The organism is Methylocella silvestris BL2 (assembly GCF_000021745.1).
In the GTDB taxonomy this organism is placed as follows: Bacteria; Pseudomonadota; Alphaproteobacteria; order Rhizobiales; family Beijerinckiaceae; genus Methylocapsa; species Methylocapsa silvestris.
The window spans coordinates 1,977,254-1,993,077 of the sequence record NC_011666.1; the positions used below are offsets into that span (position 1 = coordinate 1,977,254).

12 protein-coding genes are annotated in these 15,824 nt (G+C 65.2%); 5 read left to right on the forward strand and 7 right to left on the reverse strand.

Annotated elements, in window-relative coordinates:
• Nucleotides 1-74 precede the first annotated feature (74 nt).
• Nucleotides 75-314, forward strand: coding sequence for a DUF2188 domain-containing protein (locus MSIL_RS09260; RefSeq protein ID WP_012590831.1), 240 nt, complete (start codon nucleotides 75-77; stop codon nucleotides 312-314).
• Nucleotides 315-456: 142 nt separating this feature from the next.
• Here MSIL_RS09260 and MSIL_RS09265 read toward each other — a convergent pair whose 3' ends face one another.
• Nucleotides 457-846, reverse strand: coding sequence for a tautomerase family protein (locus MSIL_RS09265; RefSeq protein WP_012590832.1), 390 nt, complete (start codon nucleotides 844-846; stop codon nucleotides 457-459).
• Between the two features lie 98 nt (nucleotides 847-944).
• Nucleotides 945-2,873, reverse strand: coding sequence for an elongation factor G (locus tag MSIL_RS09270; protein ID WP_012590833.1), 1,929 nt, complete (start codon nucleotides 2,871-2,873; stop codon nucleotides 945-947).
• Between the two features lie 295 nt (nucleotides 2,874-3,168).
• On the opposite strand from MSIL_RS09270, the gene ppc reads away from it, so the two are divergent.
• The 3 genes from ppc to adhP all read left to right on the forward strand — a co-directional run bounded on the left by ppc (nucleotide 3,169) and on the right by adhP (nucleotide 8,621).
• The gene (gene ppc, locus MSIL_RS09275; RefSeq protein ID WP_012590834.1) at nucleotides 3,169-5,940 is read left to right on the forward strand and encodes a phosphoenolpyruvate carboxylase; all 2,772 of its coding nucleotides are present in this window, start codon (nucleotides 3,169-3,171) and stop codon (nucleotides 5,938-5,940) included.
• 62 nt (nucleotides 5,941-6,002) lie between these two features.
• Nucleotides 6,003-7,520 (forward strand): threonine ammonia-lyase, biosynthetic, encoded by a 1,518-nt coding sequence (ilvA, locus tag MSIL_RS09280; RefSeq protein ID WP_012590835.1) that lies wholly within the window; start codon nucleotides 6,003-6,005, stop codon nucleotides 7,518-7,520.
• A 72-nt stretch (nucleotides 7,521-7,592) separates the two neighbouring features.
• Nucleotides 7,593-8,621 carry an alcohol dehydrogenase AdhP gene (gene adhP / locus MSIL_RS09285; RefSeq protein WP_012590836.1) on the forward strand — a complete coding sequence of 343 codons (1,029 nt, stop codon included), beginning with the start codon at nucleotides 7,593-7,595 and terminating at the stop codon, nucleotides 8,619-8,621.
• A 73-nt stretch (nucleotides 8,622-8,694) separates the two neighbouring features.
• On the opposite strand, the gene MSIL_RS09290 is transcribed toward adhP, so the two are convergent.
• The 5 genes from MSIL_RS09290 to MSIL_RS09310 all read right to left on the reverse strand — a co-directional run bounded on the left by MSIL_RS09290 (nucleotide 8,695) and on the right by MSIL_RS09310 (nucleotide 14,513).
• The gene (locus MSIL_RS09290) at nucleotides 8,695-10,446 is read right to left on the reverse strand and encodes a PHA/PHB synthase family protein (protein WP_012590837.1); all 1,752 of its coding nucleotides are present in this window, start codon (nucleotides 10,444-10,446) and stop codon (nucleotides 8,695-8,697) included.
• A 100-nt stretch (nucleotides 10,447-10,546) separates the two neighbouring features.
• Complete coding sequence (locus tag MSIL_RS09295) at nucleotides 10,547-11,251, reverse strand: helix-turn-helix domain-containing protein (protein ID WP_012590838.1); 705 nt, start codon at nucleotides 11,249-11,251, stop codon at nucleotides 10,547-10,549.
• Nucleotides 11,252-11,374: 123 nt separating this feature from the next.
• Nucleotides 11,375-11,749: a response regulator gene (locus MSIL_RS09300; RefSeq protein WP_012590839.1), complete on the reverse strand. Its 375-nt coding sequence runs from the start codon at nucleotides 11,747-11,749 to the stop codon at nucleotides 11,375-11,377.
• Nucleotides 11,750-12,010: 261 nt separating this feature from the next.
• Complete coding sequence (gene fixJ / locus MSIL_RS09305; RefSeq protein ID WP_012590840.1) at nucleotides 12,011-12,628, reverse strand: response regulator FixJ; 618 nt, start codon at nucleotides 12,626-12,628, stop codon at nucleotides 12,011-12,013.
• Nucleotides 12,621-14,513, reverse strand: a complete 1,893-nt coding sequence (locus MSIL_RS09310) for a PAS domain-containing sensor histidine kinase (RefSeq protein ID WP_012590841.1) — start codon at nucleotides 14,511-14,513, stop codon at nucleotides 12,621-12,623. The genes fixJ and MSIL_RS09310 overlap by 8 nt, the downstream gene beginning before the upstream one ends.
• A gap of 226 nt (nucleotides 14,514-14,739) precedes the next feature.
• Between MSIL_RS09310 and MSIL_RS09315 the strand changes: the two genes are divergently transcribed.
• On the forward strand, nucleotides 14,740-15,777 hold the full coding sequence (locus tag MSIL_RS09315; RefSeq protein ID WP_012590842.1) for a zinc-dependent alcohol dehydrogenase family protein: 1,038 nt from the start codon (nucleotides 14,740-14,742) through the stop codon (nucleotides 15,775-15,777).
• Nucleotides 15,778-15,824 lie beyond the last annotated feature (47 nt).

Below are 15,824 nucleotides of genomic sequence, written 5' to 3' on the forward strand. Positions count from 1 at the left end.
GCTGGCGGCCGGACGAGCCATCGCGCCAAGCAAATCTGCTTCTTGCAATATCGCCCACAATGAAGGAGCGCCTCATGAGCACAGTGTCCTACCAGGTCGTCGAGCACGACGGCGGCTGGGCCTATACATTCGACGGCGTCTATTCGGAAACCTTTGCCAGCCACGCCGCCGCGCTCGCCGCAGCCAAGCGCGCCGCCGCCGAGCAGCGCACGCCGGGTGAGACCGCGGAAATCGAATACGAGACCGAAAAAGGAAAATGGAAAGTCGAGCGCGCCGCCGGCGACGACAGGCCGGCGACGAAGGTCGTCGATTAGGGACGTCAAGAGGCCGCCAATTCTTTGAAGCGCGATCGGTCCGATGCGACGGTCGCGCTTTTCCGTCGTTTGGCGGCAGATTCGTCCCGGCCACGCCGACAAAATGACGGAAGTCATACGGATTCAGCCAAGCGGCGCGCTTCTATAGCTCGCCCGTCAAAAACTGCGCCCGGCCGAAGCCGAACGACCAGTCCTCGTCCGTATTTTCGACGCAGGAGACCATCAGATCGGCGGGGTCGATTCCGCAGCGCTCCTGCAGGTAGCGCGCAAGCCGCGCGTAAAAATCGACCTTCTGATCGCGCGGCCTCGGCCGCGTCGTCACCTGAACGACCACGACCTTGGCCGTCCGCGCGAATCCGAGGCCGGTGTCTTCAATGATCATTCGGGACGCCGGATGCTCCTGTACGATCTGATAGCGGTCGCCGGCCGGAACATGAAAAGCGTCGAACATGGCGTCATGCGCGGCGTCGAGCAATTTTTTCAGCTCGTCGTCGGTGCGGCCCGCGACGAGATCGATGCGTATCAGCGGCATGGCCAACTTTCTCTTGCGGGCTTCTTTGAGCGCTTCAGAATCAACAGTCTGAGCATGTTCTTTTCGATCGGATGGATTCCATCCGATCGAAATCTGCTCTAGCGCCTCGCCTCCGACAGATGATCGAAGCGGCGGCGATAGGCGCCAAGGCCCATTGTGTCGGAGCGAAGCTGCATGATGAGGTCGTGCAGCTCGGCGGCCGGAGCCAAGGCCTCCACGTCGTCCCAGCCGGGCCAGCCGGGCTTTTCCATATAGCCCATGATCTGGCCGCGGCGCCCGCTGAGCAGGCGCTGCGCCGCCGCCGTAAACGCGTTCGGCACGCTGACGACGACATGATCCACCGGCTCCAGCAGGAACGGCTCGGCCTTGGCCAGCCCCTCCACCACGCCCATGCGGGTCGCGGTGCGGAACGCCATATCGGAGCTGTCGACCGCATGGAACGTGCCGTCGACGAGCGTGACGGCGACGTCCACGACGGGATAGCCGAGCGGACCCTTCTGCATCGCCTCCTCGGCGGCCTCACGCACAGCCGGAATATAGTTTCGCGGGATCGCGCCGCCGACGATCTTATCGGTGAAGAGAAACCCGGCGCCGCGCGGGCGCGGCTCGATCTCCAGCTTGACGTCGGCGAACTGGCCGTGGCCGCCGGTCTGGCGCTTCAGCCTCGCGTGCTGCGAAACGGCGCGGCGGATGGTTTCCTTATAGGCGATCTTCGGCGCGCTGACCGCGACCTCGACATTATAGATCGAACTCAAGCGTTCGATGGCGACGTTCAGATGGATTTCGCCCTGCCCTTTGAGGATCGTCTCGCCGGTCTCGATCCTGTGCTCGACGCTGAGCGAGGGATCGTCCTGCGTGAGCTTTCCCAGCGCGGCCGAGAGTTTCACATCATCCTTGCGGTCTTTTGGCGCGATCGCGAGCTCATAGACCGGCGGCGGCGGCTCCGGAAAGGGCTCATTGTCCGAAGCCCCGAGAAAAGCCCCGGTCGAGACGCCGTCGAGGCGCCCGAGCGCGACGAGTTCGCCGGCGTCGGCCTCCGGCGCGCGCACGGAATCGGTTCCGGCGAAGCGATAGATGCCGCCGACCCTGACGCCGCCGAGCGTCGCGCCGTCGCGCAGGGCGCCGCGCCAGATTCGGCCGTAGCACAGCTTGCCCGCCTGTACGGTCTTGAAAATCTGCACCGCCGGCTGATCGCCGCCCTCGACGCCGCGCCGCCTTGCGGTTTCGAGCGCGAGCGGCACGTCGTGACGCAGCGCTTTCCAGAGCCTGAACACGCCATGGCCGCGGCTCGCCGAGCCGATCAGCACCTCGACGATCGAATCTTTCGCCTGATCCTTCGAGAGGTGAGCGTAAAGCTCGTCGGCGGTGGGCGCCATATCCTCGAGGATCTTCTCCATCAGCGCGTCGTCCTGATCGGCGAGCGCCTCGGCAAGGCCTTCGTGGGCTTCTCTTTCAGCCTCGATCATGGCGGCGGGCAGTTCGATCGGCTGGACCTCCTGCTTGTCGCCATAGCGATAGGCGCGCTCGGTGACGACGTCGACATAGCCGATGACGGCGTCGCCAGCGCGGATCGGCAATTGCCGGGGCGCCAGCGGCCGCGCCGAATGGGCCTGAAACGCCGCGATGAGATCGGAGAAAGAACCGGCCAGGGAATCGATCTTGTTGATGAAAATAAAATGCGGCAGCCCGTGCTGTTCGAGCGATTTCAGCAGCAGCGGCAGATTGGCGACGCGCTCGGCGGTCGGCTCGACGACGACGACGGCGAGATCGACCGCCGTCAACGCCGCCTCGGTCTCAAAAGCGAATTCGACGGAGCCGGCGCAATCGAGGATCGACCAGCGCTCGCCGAGAAAGGCGCAATGACCGAGGCGCGCCTCGGCGGCGACGGATCGTCCGCGCGCTTCGCTTTGACGCTTCTGCGGCGCGCCAGCGGCGGCCATCAGGGCGTCAAAAAGGGTGGATTTGCCCGCGCCCTGCGGGCCGATAAGGGCGATCGAGCGCGGTCCTGCGGCCTTCTGTCCGGTCATGGCGACGCCTCCTAGTCCGGCGCGGGCGGCCATTTGGGCGTCCTGAGGCGGACTTACGCTTTCTTCTTTTGCAATCATCTTTCGAACGAACGCGGCGTTTGTCAATCGGCCCTCCTCCAAGCGCTGCCGTGGCGCCTGAATTGCTCAGAAAACGGGCTACGCTGCTTGTGCGCCGCGGAGAAAAGGGACATCCCTTAGGTCTTTAGAGGAAACTGCCCGCTTCGCGTCCGATCCGCTCAAACGGCGCGCACGCCGCCGCCCGTTCGGGCGGCTGCCCACCCCTGACGAGGCATTGATGACGAAAGTTCTCGACCCTATTTCGGCGAATAGCGCCTCGACGATCGAGCGGCCGCTGATCGACGACATTCGCCTGCTCGGCCAGATCCTCGGAGACACCATCCGCGAGCAGGAAGGCGAGGACACGTTCGGCCTTGTCGAGCAGGCGCGCCGCCTCAGCGTCGAGTTCGAACGCCATGCCGACCCGGACGCCGAGCTCAAGCTGAACGAGCTTTTGCGCTCGCTGACGCCGCAGCAGGCGATGGCCGTGATCCGCGCCTTCAGCTATTTCGCCCATCTCGCCAATATCGCCGAGGATCGGCACAATATCCGCCGGCGCGCGGCGCAGGCGGCCGAGCGCCCCGACGAGCACGACGGCGGCACGCTCGACAAGACCTTTGAGCTTCTCGCCGCCGCTTCGATCACGCCTGAGGCGGTGGCCGAAGCGATCGCGCAAGCCCGCGTCTCGCCGGTGCTGACCGCCCATCCGACGGAGGTGCAGCGCCGCAGCCTGCTCGACGCCGAGCGGGCGATCGCGCAGTTGCTGCTCGCCCGCGAAACCCTCAGCGGGGAAAGGCCGCGCAAGCAAAACGAGATGATGCTGCGCGCCCGCATCGCTCAGCTCTGGCAGACGCGGCTGCTGCGCTATGCGCGGCTCTCCGTGCGCGACGAAATCGAAAATTCGCTGGCCTTCTACCAGATGACTTTTCTCAAGCAGATCCCGCAGCTTTACGCCCGGATCGAGGAGCGCCTCGGCAGCCTTCCGGTCGCCAGCTTCTTTCGCATGGGGTCGTGGATCGGCGGCGATCGCGACGGCAATCCGAACGTCAACGCGGGAACGCTCGAACTGGCCCTCCGCCGCCAATGCGACACAGCGCTGCGCCACTATCTGCGCGAGATCCATGAGCTTGGCGCCGAGCTGTCGATTTCCGGCCGGCTGTTCGGCTGCGCGGAGGCGCTACAGGAGCTCGCCGAGAAATCCGGCGACGAAAATCCCTTCCGCGACGACGAGCCCTACCGGCGCGCGCTGATTGGCGTCTATTCGCGCCTGTCGTCGACCTTGACCCTGCTGACCGGCGGCGAGGCGTTGCGCCACGCCGTCGCGCCGGGAGAGCCCTACGCCAACGCCGGCGAGTTGCAGGCGGATTTGGGCGTTATCGAGGATTCCCTGCGCGCCAACCATGGCGCGGCCCTCGTCCCCGGCCGGCTCGGACCGCTGCGCCGCGCGGTCGATGTGTTCGGCTTCCATCTCGCATCGGTCGATCTGCGCCAAAGCTCGGACAGGCACGAGGAAACGCTGAAGGAGCTGATGTCGGTCGCCCGCATCGTTCCCGACTATTCCGCCCTCGACGAAGACGCCCGGCAAAATCTTCTGATCGACCTTCTGCGCGATCCGCGCCCGCTGCGCGTGCCGGGCGTGACCTACAGCCCGCGCACGGAGGAGGAGCTCGAAATTTTCGAGGCCGCCCGCGACGCGCGCCGGACCTTCGGCGAGCCCGCCGTCGTCCACTACATCATCAGCCACACCGAAACGGTCAGCGATCTGCTCGAAGTGCTCGCCTTGCAGAAAGAGTGCGGCATGGTTCATGGCGTGCTCGGCGAGCCGGGGACGTCGGCCGAGCTGATGGTCGTGCCGCTGTTCGAGACAATCGAGGATCTGCGCAACGCCGCGACAATTATGCGCGGCTTTTATGCGCTGCCAGGGGTGGCCGAGCTGACGCGGGCCTCGGGCGCCGAGCAGGAAATCATGCTCGGCTATTCCGACAGCAACAAGGACGGCGGCTTCTTCACCAGCAATTGGGAGCTCTACCGCTCCTCGACCGCGCTCGCCGCGCTGTTCAAGGAGCACGACGGCATCGCGCTGCGCCTGTTCCACGGCCGCGGCGGCACAGTCGGGCGCGGCGGCGGTCCAAGCTATCAGGCGATCCTCGCCCAGCCTCCCGGCACCGTCGCGGGCCAGATCAGGCTCACCGAACAAGGCGAGGTGATCTCCTCGAAATACGCCAATCCGGAGATCGGCCTCCTCAATCTCGAAGCACTCGTCGCCGCCACCATAGAGGCGACGCTGCTACCGTCCGCAGGCGCCGCGCCCAAGGAATTCCTCGACGCGGCCGAGGAGCTGTCGCAAGCCAGCATGAAGGCGTTTCGCGCCGTCATTTACGACAATCCGCGTTTCGTCGATTACTTCTTCACCGCGACCCCGATCGCTGAAATTGCCGAACTCAACATCGGCTCGCGCCCAGCCTCGCGGAAATCGACCCGGCGCATCGAAGATCTGCGCGCGATCCCGTGGAGCTTTTCCTGGGGTCAGGCGCGCATCAATCTGCCGGGCTGGTTTGGCTTCGGCTCGGCGGTCGAGCAATTTGTCGCCAAGGCGCCCGCCGAGCGCATGGCGCTGCTGCGGCGCATGGGCGCCGAATGGCCATTCTTCCGCGCGCTCTTGTCGAACATGGACATGGTGCTCGCCAAGGCCGACATGGGATTGGCCGGGCGCTATGCCGAGCTCGTGCCCGATCAGGAGCTCGCCAAATCCGTGTTCGGCTCGATCGAGGCGGAATGGGCCCGCACGACCAAGGCGCTGAACGAGATCACCGGCGTCTCGACGCGGCTCTCCGACAATCCAGCGCTGGCCGGCGCCATAAAACACCGCTTCCCTTATATTTCGCCGCTGAACCATCTGCAGGTCGAACTGCTGCGCCGCTGGAGATCCGGCGAGCACGACGACAAGACGCTGCGCTCGATCCTGATCACCATCAATGGCGTCGCCGCAGGCTTGCGCAATACCGGCTGAGCCGTAAGCTCGCGGCGGCGCGTCGCTTTGGACGCTCCTGCCCGAGCCGACGGAACCCCTTTTTGACCGATTATGTCCGAAAAATTCTCGACGCCCGCGTCTATGACGTCGCCTCGATCACGCCGCTCGACCGGCTGAACCGGCTCAGCCGGCGCCTCGGCTGCAATGCGCTGCTGAAGCGGGAAGATCTGCAGCCGGTCTTTTCCTTCAAGATCCGCGGCGCCTATAACAAGATCGCGCGGCTCGACGCCAAGGCGCGCGCGGCCGGATTGATCTGCGCCTCGGCCGGCAATCACGCGCAAGGCGTCGCGCTCTCGGCCAAGCGGCTCAGCGTCAAGGCGCTGATCGTGATGCCGGTGACGACGCCGCAGATCAAGATCGACGCGGTGCGCTTCTTTGGCGGCGAGGTGGCGCTGAAAGGCGACGCGTTTGACGAGGCCTATGCCTACGCCCGCGCGCTCGAAGCCGAGCGCGGCCTCACTTTCCTGCACCCCTTCGACGATCCCGACGTGATCGCCGGCCAGGGCACCGTCGGCATGGAAATCATGCAGCAGCATGCGGAACCGATCGAGGCGATCTTCGTGCCGATCGGCGGCGGCGGCCTTGCCGCTGGAATCGCGTCTTATGTGAAATTCCTGCGGCCCGAGACGAAGGTGATCGGCGTCGAGCCGATCGAGGCCGCCTCGATGAAGGCCGCGATCGAAGCCGGCGAGCGCGTCGTGCTCGAAAAAGTCGGCCTCTTCGCCGACGGCGTCGCCGTGCGCCAGGTCGGAGTCGAGACTTTTCGCGTCTGCCGCGTACTGCTGGACGATGTTCTGCTCGCCGGCACGGACGAGATCTGCGCCGCCATCAAGGATATTTTCGAAGACACCCGCGTCGTCGCCGAACCCGCGGGGGCGCTGTCGCTCGCCGGGCTCAAGGCCTATGCGCTGAAGAATCCGCAACGAAGCGGGGCGCTCATCGCCATCAACAGCGGCGCCAATATGAATTTCGACCGGCTGCGCCACGTCGCCGAACGGGCCGAAATCGGCGAGGCGCGCGAGATCCTGCTCGGCGTCACGATCCCGGAGGAGCGCGGCAGCTATCGCAGCTTCATCGCCCGGCTCGGTAAGCATACGATCACCGAGTTCAACTATCGCTATGCCGGGGCCGGCGAGGCGCATGTCTTCGTCGGCCTCCGGCTGCACGACGCCAAGAGAGAAAAGGCGCAGCTCATCACCGAGCTCGAAAGCCTTGGCTATGGCGTGCTCGACATCAGCGCCGATGAAACCGCCAAGCTGCATGTGCGCTACATGGTCGGCGGCCGCGCCAGCGGGCTTGGCGACGAACTCATTTTGCGCTGCGAATTCCCCGAGCGCCCCGGCGCGCTGCGCGAATTTCTCGATTGCCTCGGCGTCGATTTCAACATTACTCTGTTTCACTACCGCAATCACGGCGCCGATTACGGCCGCGTGTTGGTCGGCGTGCTGGCGCCGGAGGGCGAGCGGGCGCGGCTCAATGAAAGACTGGCGGCGCTCGGCTACCCTTACGAGGACGAGACCGCCAATCCCGCCTATCACATGTTCCTGAAGGAGCGCTGAGCCGGCGTTGATTAGCGTCAAGGCTGCCCCGGCCCCCGCCCCTATCCTTCAGCGCAACCAAAGGAGCCCGATATGGTCAGGATGATGAAGGCCGCGGTCGTGCGCGAATTCGGCAAGCCGCTCGTGATCCAAGACGCGCCCATCCCAACGCCAGGACCCGGCGAGGTTCTCGTCAAGGTCGCGGCCTGCGGCGTCTGCCACACCGATTTGCACGCCGCCGATGGCGATTGGCCGGTCAAGCCCGCGCCGCCGTTCATTCCGGGCCATGAGGTCGCAGGCATCGTCGCGGCTCTCGGTCCCGGCGTCACCGATCTTAAAGAGGGCGACGCCGTCGGCGTCGCCTGGCTGCATGATTCTTGCCTGCGCTGCGAATATTGCGAAACAGGGTGGGAAACCTTGTGCGAGCATCAACACAACACAGGCTATAACGTCAACGGCGGCTTCGCTGAATATGTGATCGCGGCCGCCCCCTTCGCAGCGAAGCTGCCGACGAATATCGACTTCGCGGAGATCGCGCCGATCCTCTGCGCCGGGGTCACCACCTACAAGGGCATCAAGGAAACCGAAGCAAGGCCCGGCGAATGGCTCGCCATTTCGGGCGTCGGCGGGCTTGGCCATGTCGGCATCCAATATGCCAAAGCGATGGGCCTGCATGTCGCCGCGCTCGACATCGCGCCCGAAAAGCTCGACCTCGCCATGGCGGCGGGCGCGGACATCGCCATCGACGCGCGAGAGCCGGACGCCGTGGCGCAAGTCATCAAGGCGACGGGCGGCGGCGCCCATGGCGTGCTGGTGACGGCCGTCTCGCCGCCGGCCTTCGGCCAAGCCATTCGTCTCGTGCGCCGCAACGGCACCGTGAGCCTCGTCGGCCTGCCGCCCGGCGACTTCCCGACGCCGATCTTCGAGGTGGTGCTGAAGCGCATCACGATTCGCGGCTCGATCGTCGGCACGCGCCGCGACCTCGACGAGGCGATCGCCTTCGCCGCCGAGGGCAAGGTCAAGGCGCAGATCGCGCGGGCGCCGCTCGAAGACATCAACGATATTTTCGCAAAGCTGAAGGCCGGCGAGATCGAGGGACGGATGGTTCTCGATTTTCCGTGAGGCTGACGGAGGCCATGGCGACAGCGATCCCGCCATGTGTTGAGAATTGGGCGTCGAAGCTTGCCGCCCCGCGTCAATCCTCAAGCACGTAAGAACCGGGCGCGTCCGCGATCGCCGGATAATGCACGGAGCCCATCGCGGGAAGCGCGACGCGCGGCCCGGAGTTCGCGTCGAGCCACTCCCACCAGGCGGGCCACCACGAGCCCTCGCATCGCTCCGCTTGGGCGAGCCAATCGTCCGGCCCGATGTAGAGCGCGCCGACCTTGCGGCGGCCGATCGAATAATGCCGATGCTTGTGACCGGGCTCGCTCACCACGCCGGCGTTATGGCCGCCCGACGTCAAAACAAAGGTCAGGTCGGCGTCATTTAAGAGCTCGATCTTGTGGACGGACCGCCAGGGCGCGATGTGGTCCGTTTCTGTGGCCACCACAAACAGCGGCGCGCGGATATCGCTGATTGCGACCGGCCTGCCCGCGACCAAGAACCGCCCTTCGGCGAGATCATTGTCGAGAAAGAGGCGGCGCAGATATTCGCTATGCATGCGCGCCGGCAAGCGCGTGCCGTCCGCATTCCAGGTCAGAAGGTCGTTCGGATGTTCGCGCTCGCCCATGAGATAGGACCGCGTCATGCGCGACCAGATCAGATCATTGGAGCGGAGCAGACGAAACGCCCCCGCCATCTGGCGGCTGTCGAGGTAGCCTTGCGCGCGCATCACGTCATCAAGGAAAGCGAGCTGATCCTCGGTGATGAACAGCTTCAATTCGCCGGCTTCGGTGAAATCGGTCTGCGCGCAAAACAAAGTGACGCTGGCGAGCCTCTCATCGCCGTCGCGCGCCATCGCGGCCGCCGCAATGGTCAAAATGGTGCCGCCGAGGCAATAGCCGCAGGCGTGAATTTTAGCCTCGCCGCAGATGTCGCTCACAGCGTCGAGCGCGCTCATCACGCCCTTGACGCGGTAATCGTCGAGCGTGAAATCGCGGAACGCCGGCCCGGGATTGCGCCAGGACAAGGCGAACACCGTATAGCCCTGCGCCACGAGGAAACGGATGAGGGAATTCTCCGGCGACAGGTCGAGAATGTAATATTTCATGATCCAGGCCGGAACGATCATCACCGGCTCAGGATGCGCGCTTGCTGTCGTCGGCGCATATTGGATGAGTTCGATCAACTCGTTGCGGAAGACGATTTTGCCCGGCGTCGCGGCTATATCGCGCCCGACGCGAAATCCATCGCCTCCGCAGGGACGCCCGGTCACCGATTCCTGAAAATCGGTCAGGAGATTTTCGGCGCCATGGACGAGATTGACGCCACCCGACTTCATCGTCGCGCGGAGCGCTTCGGGGTTGAGCCAGAAAAAATTCGACGGCGACCAGACGTCAAGCAACTGGCGCATGGCGAAAGAAACGATGCGCTGATTGTCGGCGTTGACGCCGCGCGCCCCCTTGGTCGCCAGCGCCCACCATTCCTCGGCGAGGAGGAAGCCTTGCGAGATCGCGTTGAAGGGCGGGTCGCGCCAGGCTGGGTCGTTGAAGCGATGATCGCCCGCCGGCGGTTCGATCGGCCTTTCGCCACTGACGGCGCCTTCGAAACGACGCCATTGCCGGGCCGCCGCCTGCGCCAGTTCGAGTCGGCGAAACGGCGCATTGGCAAGATGCGCGCCCCAGTCGAGGAAGGCGAGCCAATGCGCGCAAACCGAGAGGCCGCCGGAAAAATTACCCTCGGCAGCGTGCAGCGCGCTGTCGAGCGCATTGAACTGGGCGCCGTCTGCCTCTGGCGGCTTGACCACCGCGGGACCAACAGGCTGAGGAAAAAGCTGCTTGTTCATGCAGGGCCGCTTCGCTCGTCGGGATGGCGATGCGCAGGATAACGCAAAACTCAGCGTGGGGCGATTGGCGTTGGATCGGCCGGCAGGCGTCGCCGCCGGCTCAAGAACTCAGATGGCGCAGGCCAAGGCGATCTTGGACGCGCACGCGGCGCGCGCTCGGCAGCGCGATCATCTCGTCGCGTTCGAGCTGGGACAGCGTCCGCGACACGGTCTCGATGGTGAGGCCAAGATAATCGGCGATATCCTGACGCGACATGGCGAGCTCGATGACCTCGTCATTGACGGAGCGGTCGATCATGTCGGTGAGGAAGGCCGCGACTTTCTGGGAGGCGCTGCGGCGCCCGAGCAGCAGCGCGTGATCCTGCGCGCGCCGCATCCCCTGCAGGGCGAGCGACAACAGCTGCGGCGCCAGCGCGGCGTCGCCGGCCGACAGCGCCTCGGCGCCGCGCCAGCGATAGGCCACGACATAGGTCTCGCACACCGCCTCCGCGGAGAGGCGGTGGCGGCCTCCATCCTCGAAGCCGAAGGAGTCGCCCGGCAGATAAAAGGCGTCGATCTGGCGGCGCCCGTCGCTCCTGAATTTGCAAGTGCGCACCAATCCGCTGACGACCTTGTAGAAGGAGACGCTTTCAGCGCCGTCGGCGTAGAGTTCGGCGTCCGGCGCGACATGGAGCAACTGGCCGCCGGACGCGGCGCCGGCCGGGATTTTTTCAGGCGCGGAGGTGGCCATCCAGGACGGCCGCGTCGGAACGGCGCGGCGCATCGAAAATGCAGGATCCGAAAAAGCCGAGAACGTCGCCGACATAGGAGCTCCACCTCTGAAGAGATCGCGTCTCTTCGTGTAGCTCCGGGCGTCGCCGCGGCCTATTCGCAATTGTTCTAGGGGATTATACGTATCCGCGCCGCGAAGCCGTATCTTTTGGCGCCCTCAGGCGTCGCCGAGAATGACCAGCAGCGTATCGATCAGCGCCGTGTCGAGCAGCGGCTTTTCCAGAACGAGATGAACCCCGGCCGCCCCAGCTCGCTGGCGAAATCCGGGGGTCGCGTGATTGGTCAGCATGATTGCCGGCAACCGGTTGTTGCGCGCCCGCAACCGCCGGAGCAGCTCCAACCCGTCCATATGCGGCATGCTGTCCTCGAGAATCACACAACCCGCGCGCTGCACATCGGCGTCGGCCAGAAGCTCGGCCGGGCCGCTGTGGGCGTGCACGTCGATCCCTTCGAGTTTCAAGGCGAATTGCAGCGCGTCTCGCACGCCCTGATCGTCGTCGGCGATCAGAACGAGACGCTCCGCGTTAGCCATGAAAGAAGCTCCAGCGTCGGGCGCGACGCCGCATTGCGTAATCATGGAAAAAAAAATAATCGGCAACGCCCCGGGGCGCCTTGATTCAGCGCAACAGGCCACATCGCAAGCGCCGTCCGACGCGCGCTTGCGACGCGCCAGAGCGCGGCGCCGAATAGCCGCAGATTTCTCGGATCAGCATTATGCTTCAAATACTTAGGAAAGACCTGGTTCGATCAGTTTAGACCGATTCAATTTAAAATCACCGTCATTTTAAATTGCTCAACTCGGCGATCCCGAGCGCACCACAAAGGCCATGCGCACCAGGTCCGACAGGCTCGCCGCGCCCATCTTAGTCATGACATTGGCGCGATGCACTTCCACCGTGCGGGGACTGATTTTCAGATCATAGGCGATGGACTTGTTGGGCAGCCCGGCGACGAGGCCGTCCAGCACCTCGCGCTCGCGCGGCGAGAGATGTTCGAGCCGCGCCCGAATCGTCGCGAACTCATCTTCGATCCGGGCGTCACGCGCCTGCCGGTCGAGCGCGAGGCGGATCGCCGCCAGCAGGCTCTCGTCGTCGAACGGTTTTTCGAGGAAGTCGACGGCGCCCGCCTTCATCGCCTCGACGGCCAGCGGAACGTCGGCGTGGCCGGTCATGACGATCACCGGCAGCCGGCTGCGCTTGGCCTTCATGAGACGCAGCAATTTGATCCCATCGACCTCCGGCATGCGGACGTCGGTGACGACGCAGCCCGGCTGCGCTTCGGCAAGCCCCTCGATAAAGACCGCCGCAGACTCATAGACCCGCACGGCGTAGCCCGAGGCCATGAGCAGAAAGCCGAGCGCCTGACGCACCGCCTCGTCGTCGTCGATCAGATGGACCACGGCGTCAGCCATCGCTCATCTCCTCGCGGCTCAACGCCTTGAGGGTGAGGCGAAACACGGTCCCGCCGCCGGGATTGGGCTCCACCCACAAGCGGCCGCCATGCGCCTCGATGATGGTGCGCGAGATCGACAGGCCAATTCCCAAACCGTCGGGCTTTGTCGTCACGAAGGGCTGAAACAGCTGCGCGGCGATATCGGGCGAAATGCCCGGCCCCGTGTCGGCGACGCTGACCTCGACCATGTCGCCGGCGAGCTCAGCCGTGGCGATCGTCAAGTCGCGGCGCGCGCAATCGAGCATGGCTTCGATCGCATTGCGCATCAGATTGAGGATGACCTGCTCGATCTGGATCTTGTCGACCAGCACGAAAGCGACGCGCGGATCGAAAGCGAAGCCGACGCGCACGCCGGTCTCCTTGATGCCGACAAGAGCGAGCGCGCTCGCCTCCTCGATCAGTTTCGGCAGGCTCTCGACCTGCCGCTCGCTCTCGCCGCGGGCGACGAACTGGCGCATACGCTTGATGATCTGTCCCGCGCGCAGCGCCTGGGCGGCGGCCCGTTCGACGCCGTCGCGCACCATCGCGACCTTGTCGCCGCCCCTGTCGGCGTCGAGCAACCTGCGGCAGCCGTTGAGATAGCTCGCGATGGCGGTCAGCGGCTGGTTGAGCTCATGGGCGAGGGTCGAGGCCATCTCGCCCATCGCCGTGAAGCGGGAGATATGCACCAGCGCCGATTGGAGATCCTGCAGCCGCTGCTGGGTTTCTTGCCGCTCGGTGAGATCGCGAACGAAGCCGGTGAAAAAGCGGCGTTCGCCCGACTGCATCTCGCCGACGGCGAGCTCCATCGGAAAGGTCGAGCCATCCCTGCGCAGCCCGACGACGACGCGGCCAAGACCGATGATCCGCCGCTCGCCGGTGCGCGCATAGCGGTCGAGGTAGGAATCATGCTGCTCGCGATAGGGCGAGGGCATCAGCAGGCTGACGTTGCGGCCGATGGCCTCTTTCGCGCTGTAGCCGAACAGCCGCTCGGCGTTGGCGCTGAAGGACTGCATGACGCCTGAGCTGTCGATGACGATGGTGGCTTCCGGAACGGTGTCGAGCACCGAGCGCAGATGCGCCTCGCGTTCGCGGAGCTCGATCTCGGCGCGCTTGGCGGTCGTGACGTCGCGGGCGACTTTGGCGATGCCGACGAGATGGCCCGCCTCGTCCCAGACCGGCGAGACGGAGACCGAAACGTCGATGATTTCGCCGTCCTTGCGCCGCCGCCGCGTCTCGAAATGCTCAATCCGCTCGCCGCGCCTGATGCGTTCGAGGATCTTCATCATCTCGTCGCGCTGGTCATCCAGCGCGAGAATGGCGATGGTGTCGCCGATAATCTCCTCCGCCTTGTAGCCGAACACGGTCTCGGCGCCCCTGTTCCAGTCGGTGATCACGCCCTCGGGCGTCTCGCCGATGATCGCGTCATCGGAAAAGGCGACAATGGCGGCGAGCCGGCTCGCCGCCTCCTCGCTCGACTTCGGCCATCGCGCGGCGATCAGAATGCCGACCGCCTCGACGTCCCCGCCCTGACTGATGAAACGCCCGCGCGCCCGGATTCGCGCTCCCGCCGAAGCCTGCGCCAGAGCGAAGTCGAAATCATAAGGAGCCAGCGCCGCCGCGCCGGCGCGCAGGGCGGCGTTTGCGCCCGCGCGGTCCTCGGCGGCGACGAGAGCGAGGAAGCCGGCATAGTCGAGCGTCGCCGCCTCGGCGCCGAGCAGCTCCGCCGCCAGCGGCGAGAGGCTGACGGCGCCCGTCGCGGGGCGCCAGCGCCATGCGCCGGCCCCCGCCGCCTTCAGGCCCCGCGCCGCCTCGTCGCTGAGGAAGGGCGCATGTTCGGGCAGACCATCATCGTCGACACGCATTTTTGAAAACAATCCCGCAGCCGCGCGGATATGACCTTTTTCCGCACATCCCACGCGCCTGGAGCTCTCAGCATAGCCTCCGCCGGGCGGCAAATCGAGCTTTTCGCGTCAGACTGGCGTTTGGCCAGAAACGGATTGTGCGCAACGCCTTGAGGAAGGTCATGGCGGATTCGCCGCCGATGCGCTTAGCTGCGATGTGGGCGGCGCACCGCCCCGAGGAGACATCATGAAAGCGCTCGTTTATCACGGTCCCGGGCAGAAGGCGCTCGAGGAGCGCCCGAAACCGCAGATCGAGGCGTCCGGCGACGCCATCGTCAAAATCGTCAAAACGACGATCTGCGGCACCGACCTGCATATTCTCAAGGGCGACGTGGCGACCTGCGCGCCGGGGCGGATTCTCGGCCATGAGGGCGTCGGAATCATCGACAGCGTCGGCGCCGGCGTCACCGCTTTTCAGCCAGGCGACCGCGTGCTGATCTCCTGCATCTCGTCCTGCGGCAAATGCGACTATTGCCGGCGCGGGCTCTACTCCCATTGCACGACCGGAGGCTGGATCCTCGGCAATGAAATCGACGGGACGCAAGCCGAATATGTGCGCACGCCGCACGCCGACACCAGCCTCTACCGCATTCCGGCCGGCGCCGACGAAGAGGCGCTGGTGATGCTGAGCGACATCCTGCCGACCGGTTTCGAATGCGGCGTGCTGAACGGAAAGGTTGAGCCGGGATCCACCGTCGCGATCGTCGGCGCGGGCCCGATCGGCCTCGCCGCGCTGCTCACCGCGCAATTCTACGCGCCCGGCGACATCATCATGATCGACCTCGACGACAACCGCCTCGATGTGGCGCGCCGCTTCGGAGCGACGCATACAATCAACAGCGGCGACGGCAAGGCGGCCGAGGCGGTCAAGGCGCTGACCGGAGGGATTGGCGTCGATACGGCGATCGAGGCTGTCGGCATTCCTGCGACCTTCCTGCTGTGCGAGGACATCGTCGCGCCGGGCGGCGTCATCGCCAATGTCGGCGTGCATGGCGTCAAGGTCGATCTGCACCTCGAACGGCTGTGGGCGCATAACATCACGATCACGACGCGGCTCGTCGACACCGTGACGACGCCGATGCTGCTCAAGACCGTGCAGTCGAAAAAGCTCGATCCGTTACAGCTGATCACGCACCGGTTCACGCTGGATCATATCCTGGACGCCTATGACACATTTTCGCGAGCGGCCGACACCAAGGCGCTGAAGGTGATCGTTTCCGCCTGAGGCGGCGAGCGCAGCGAGAAGCGCGGATCACGCTGCAAACGTCGTAT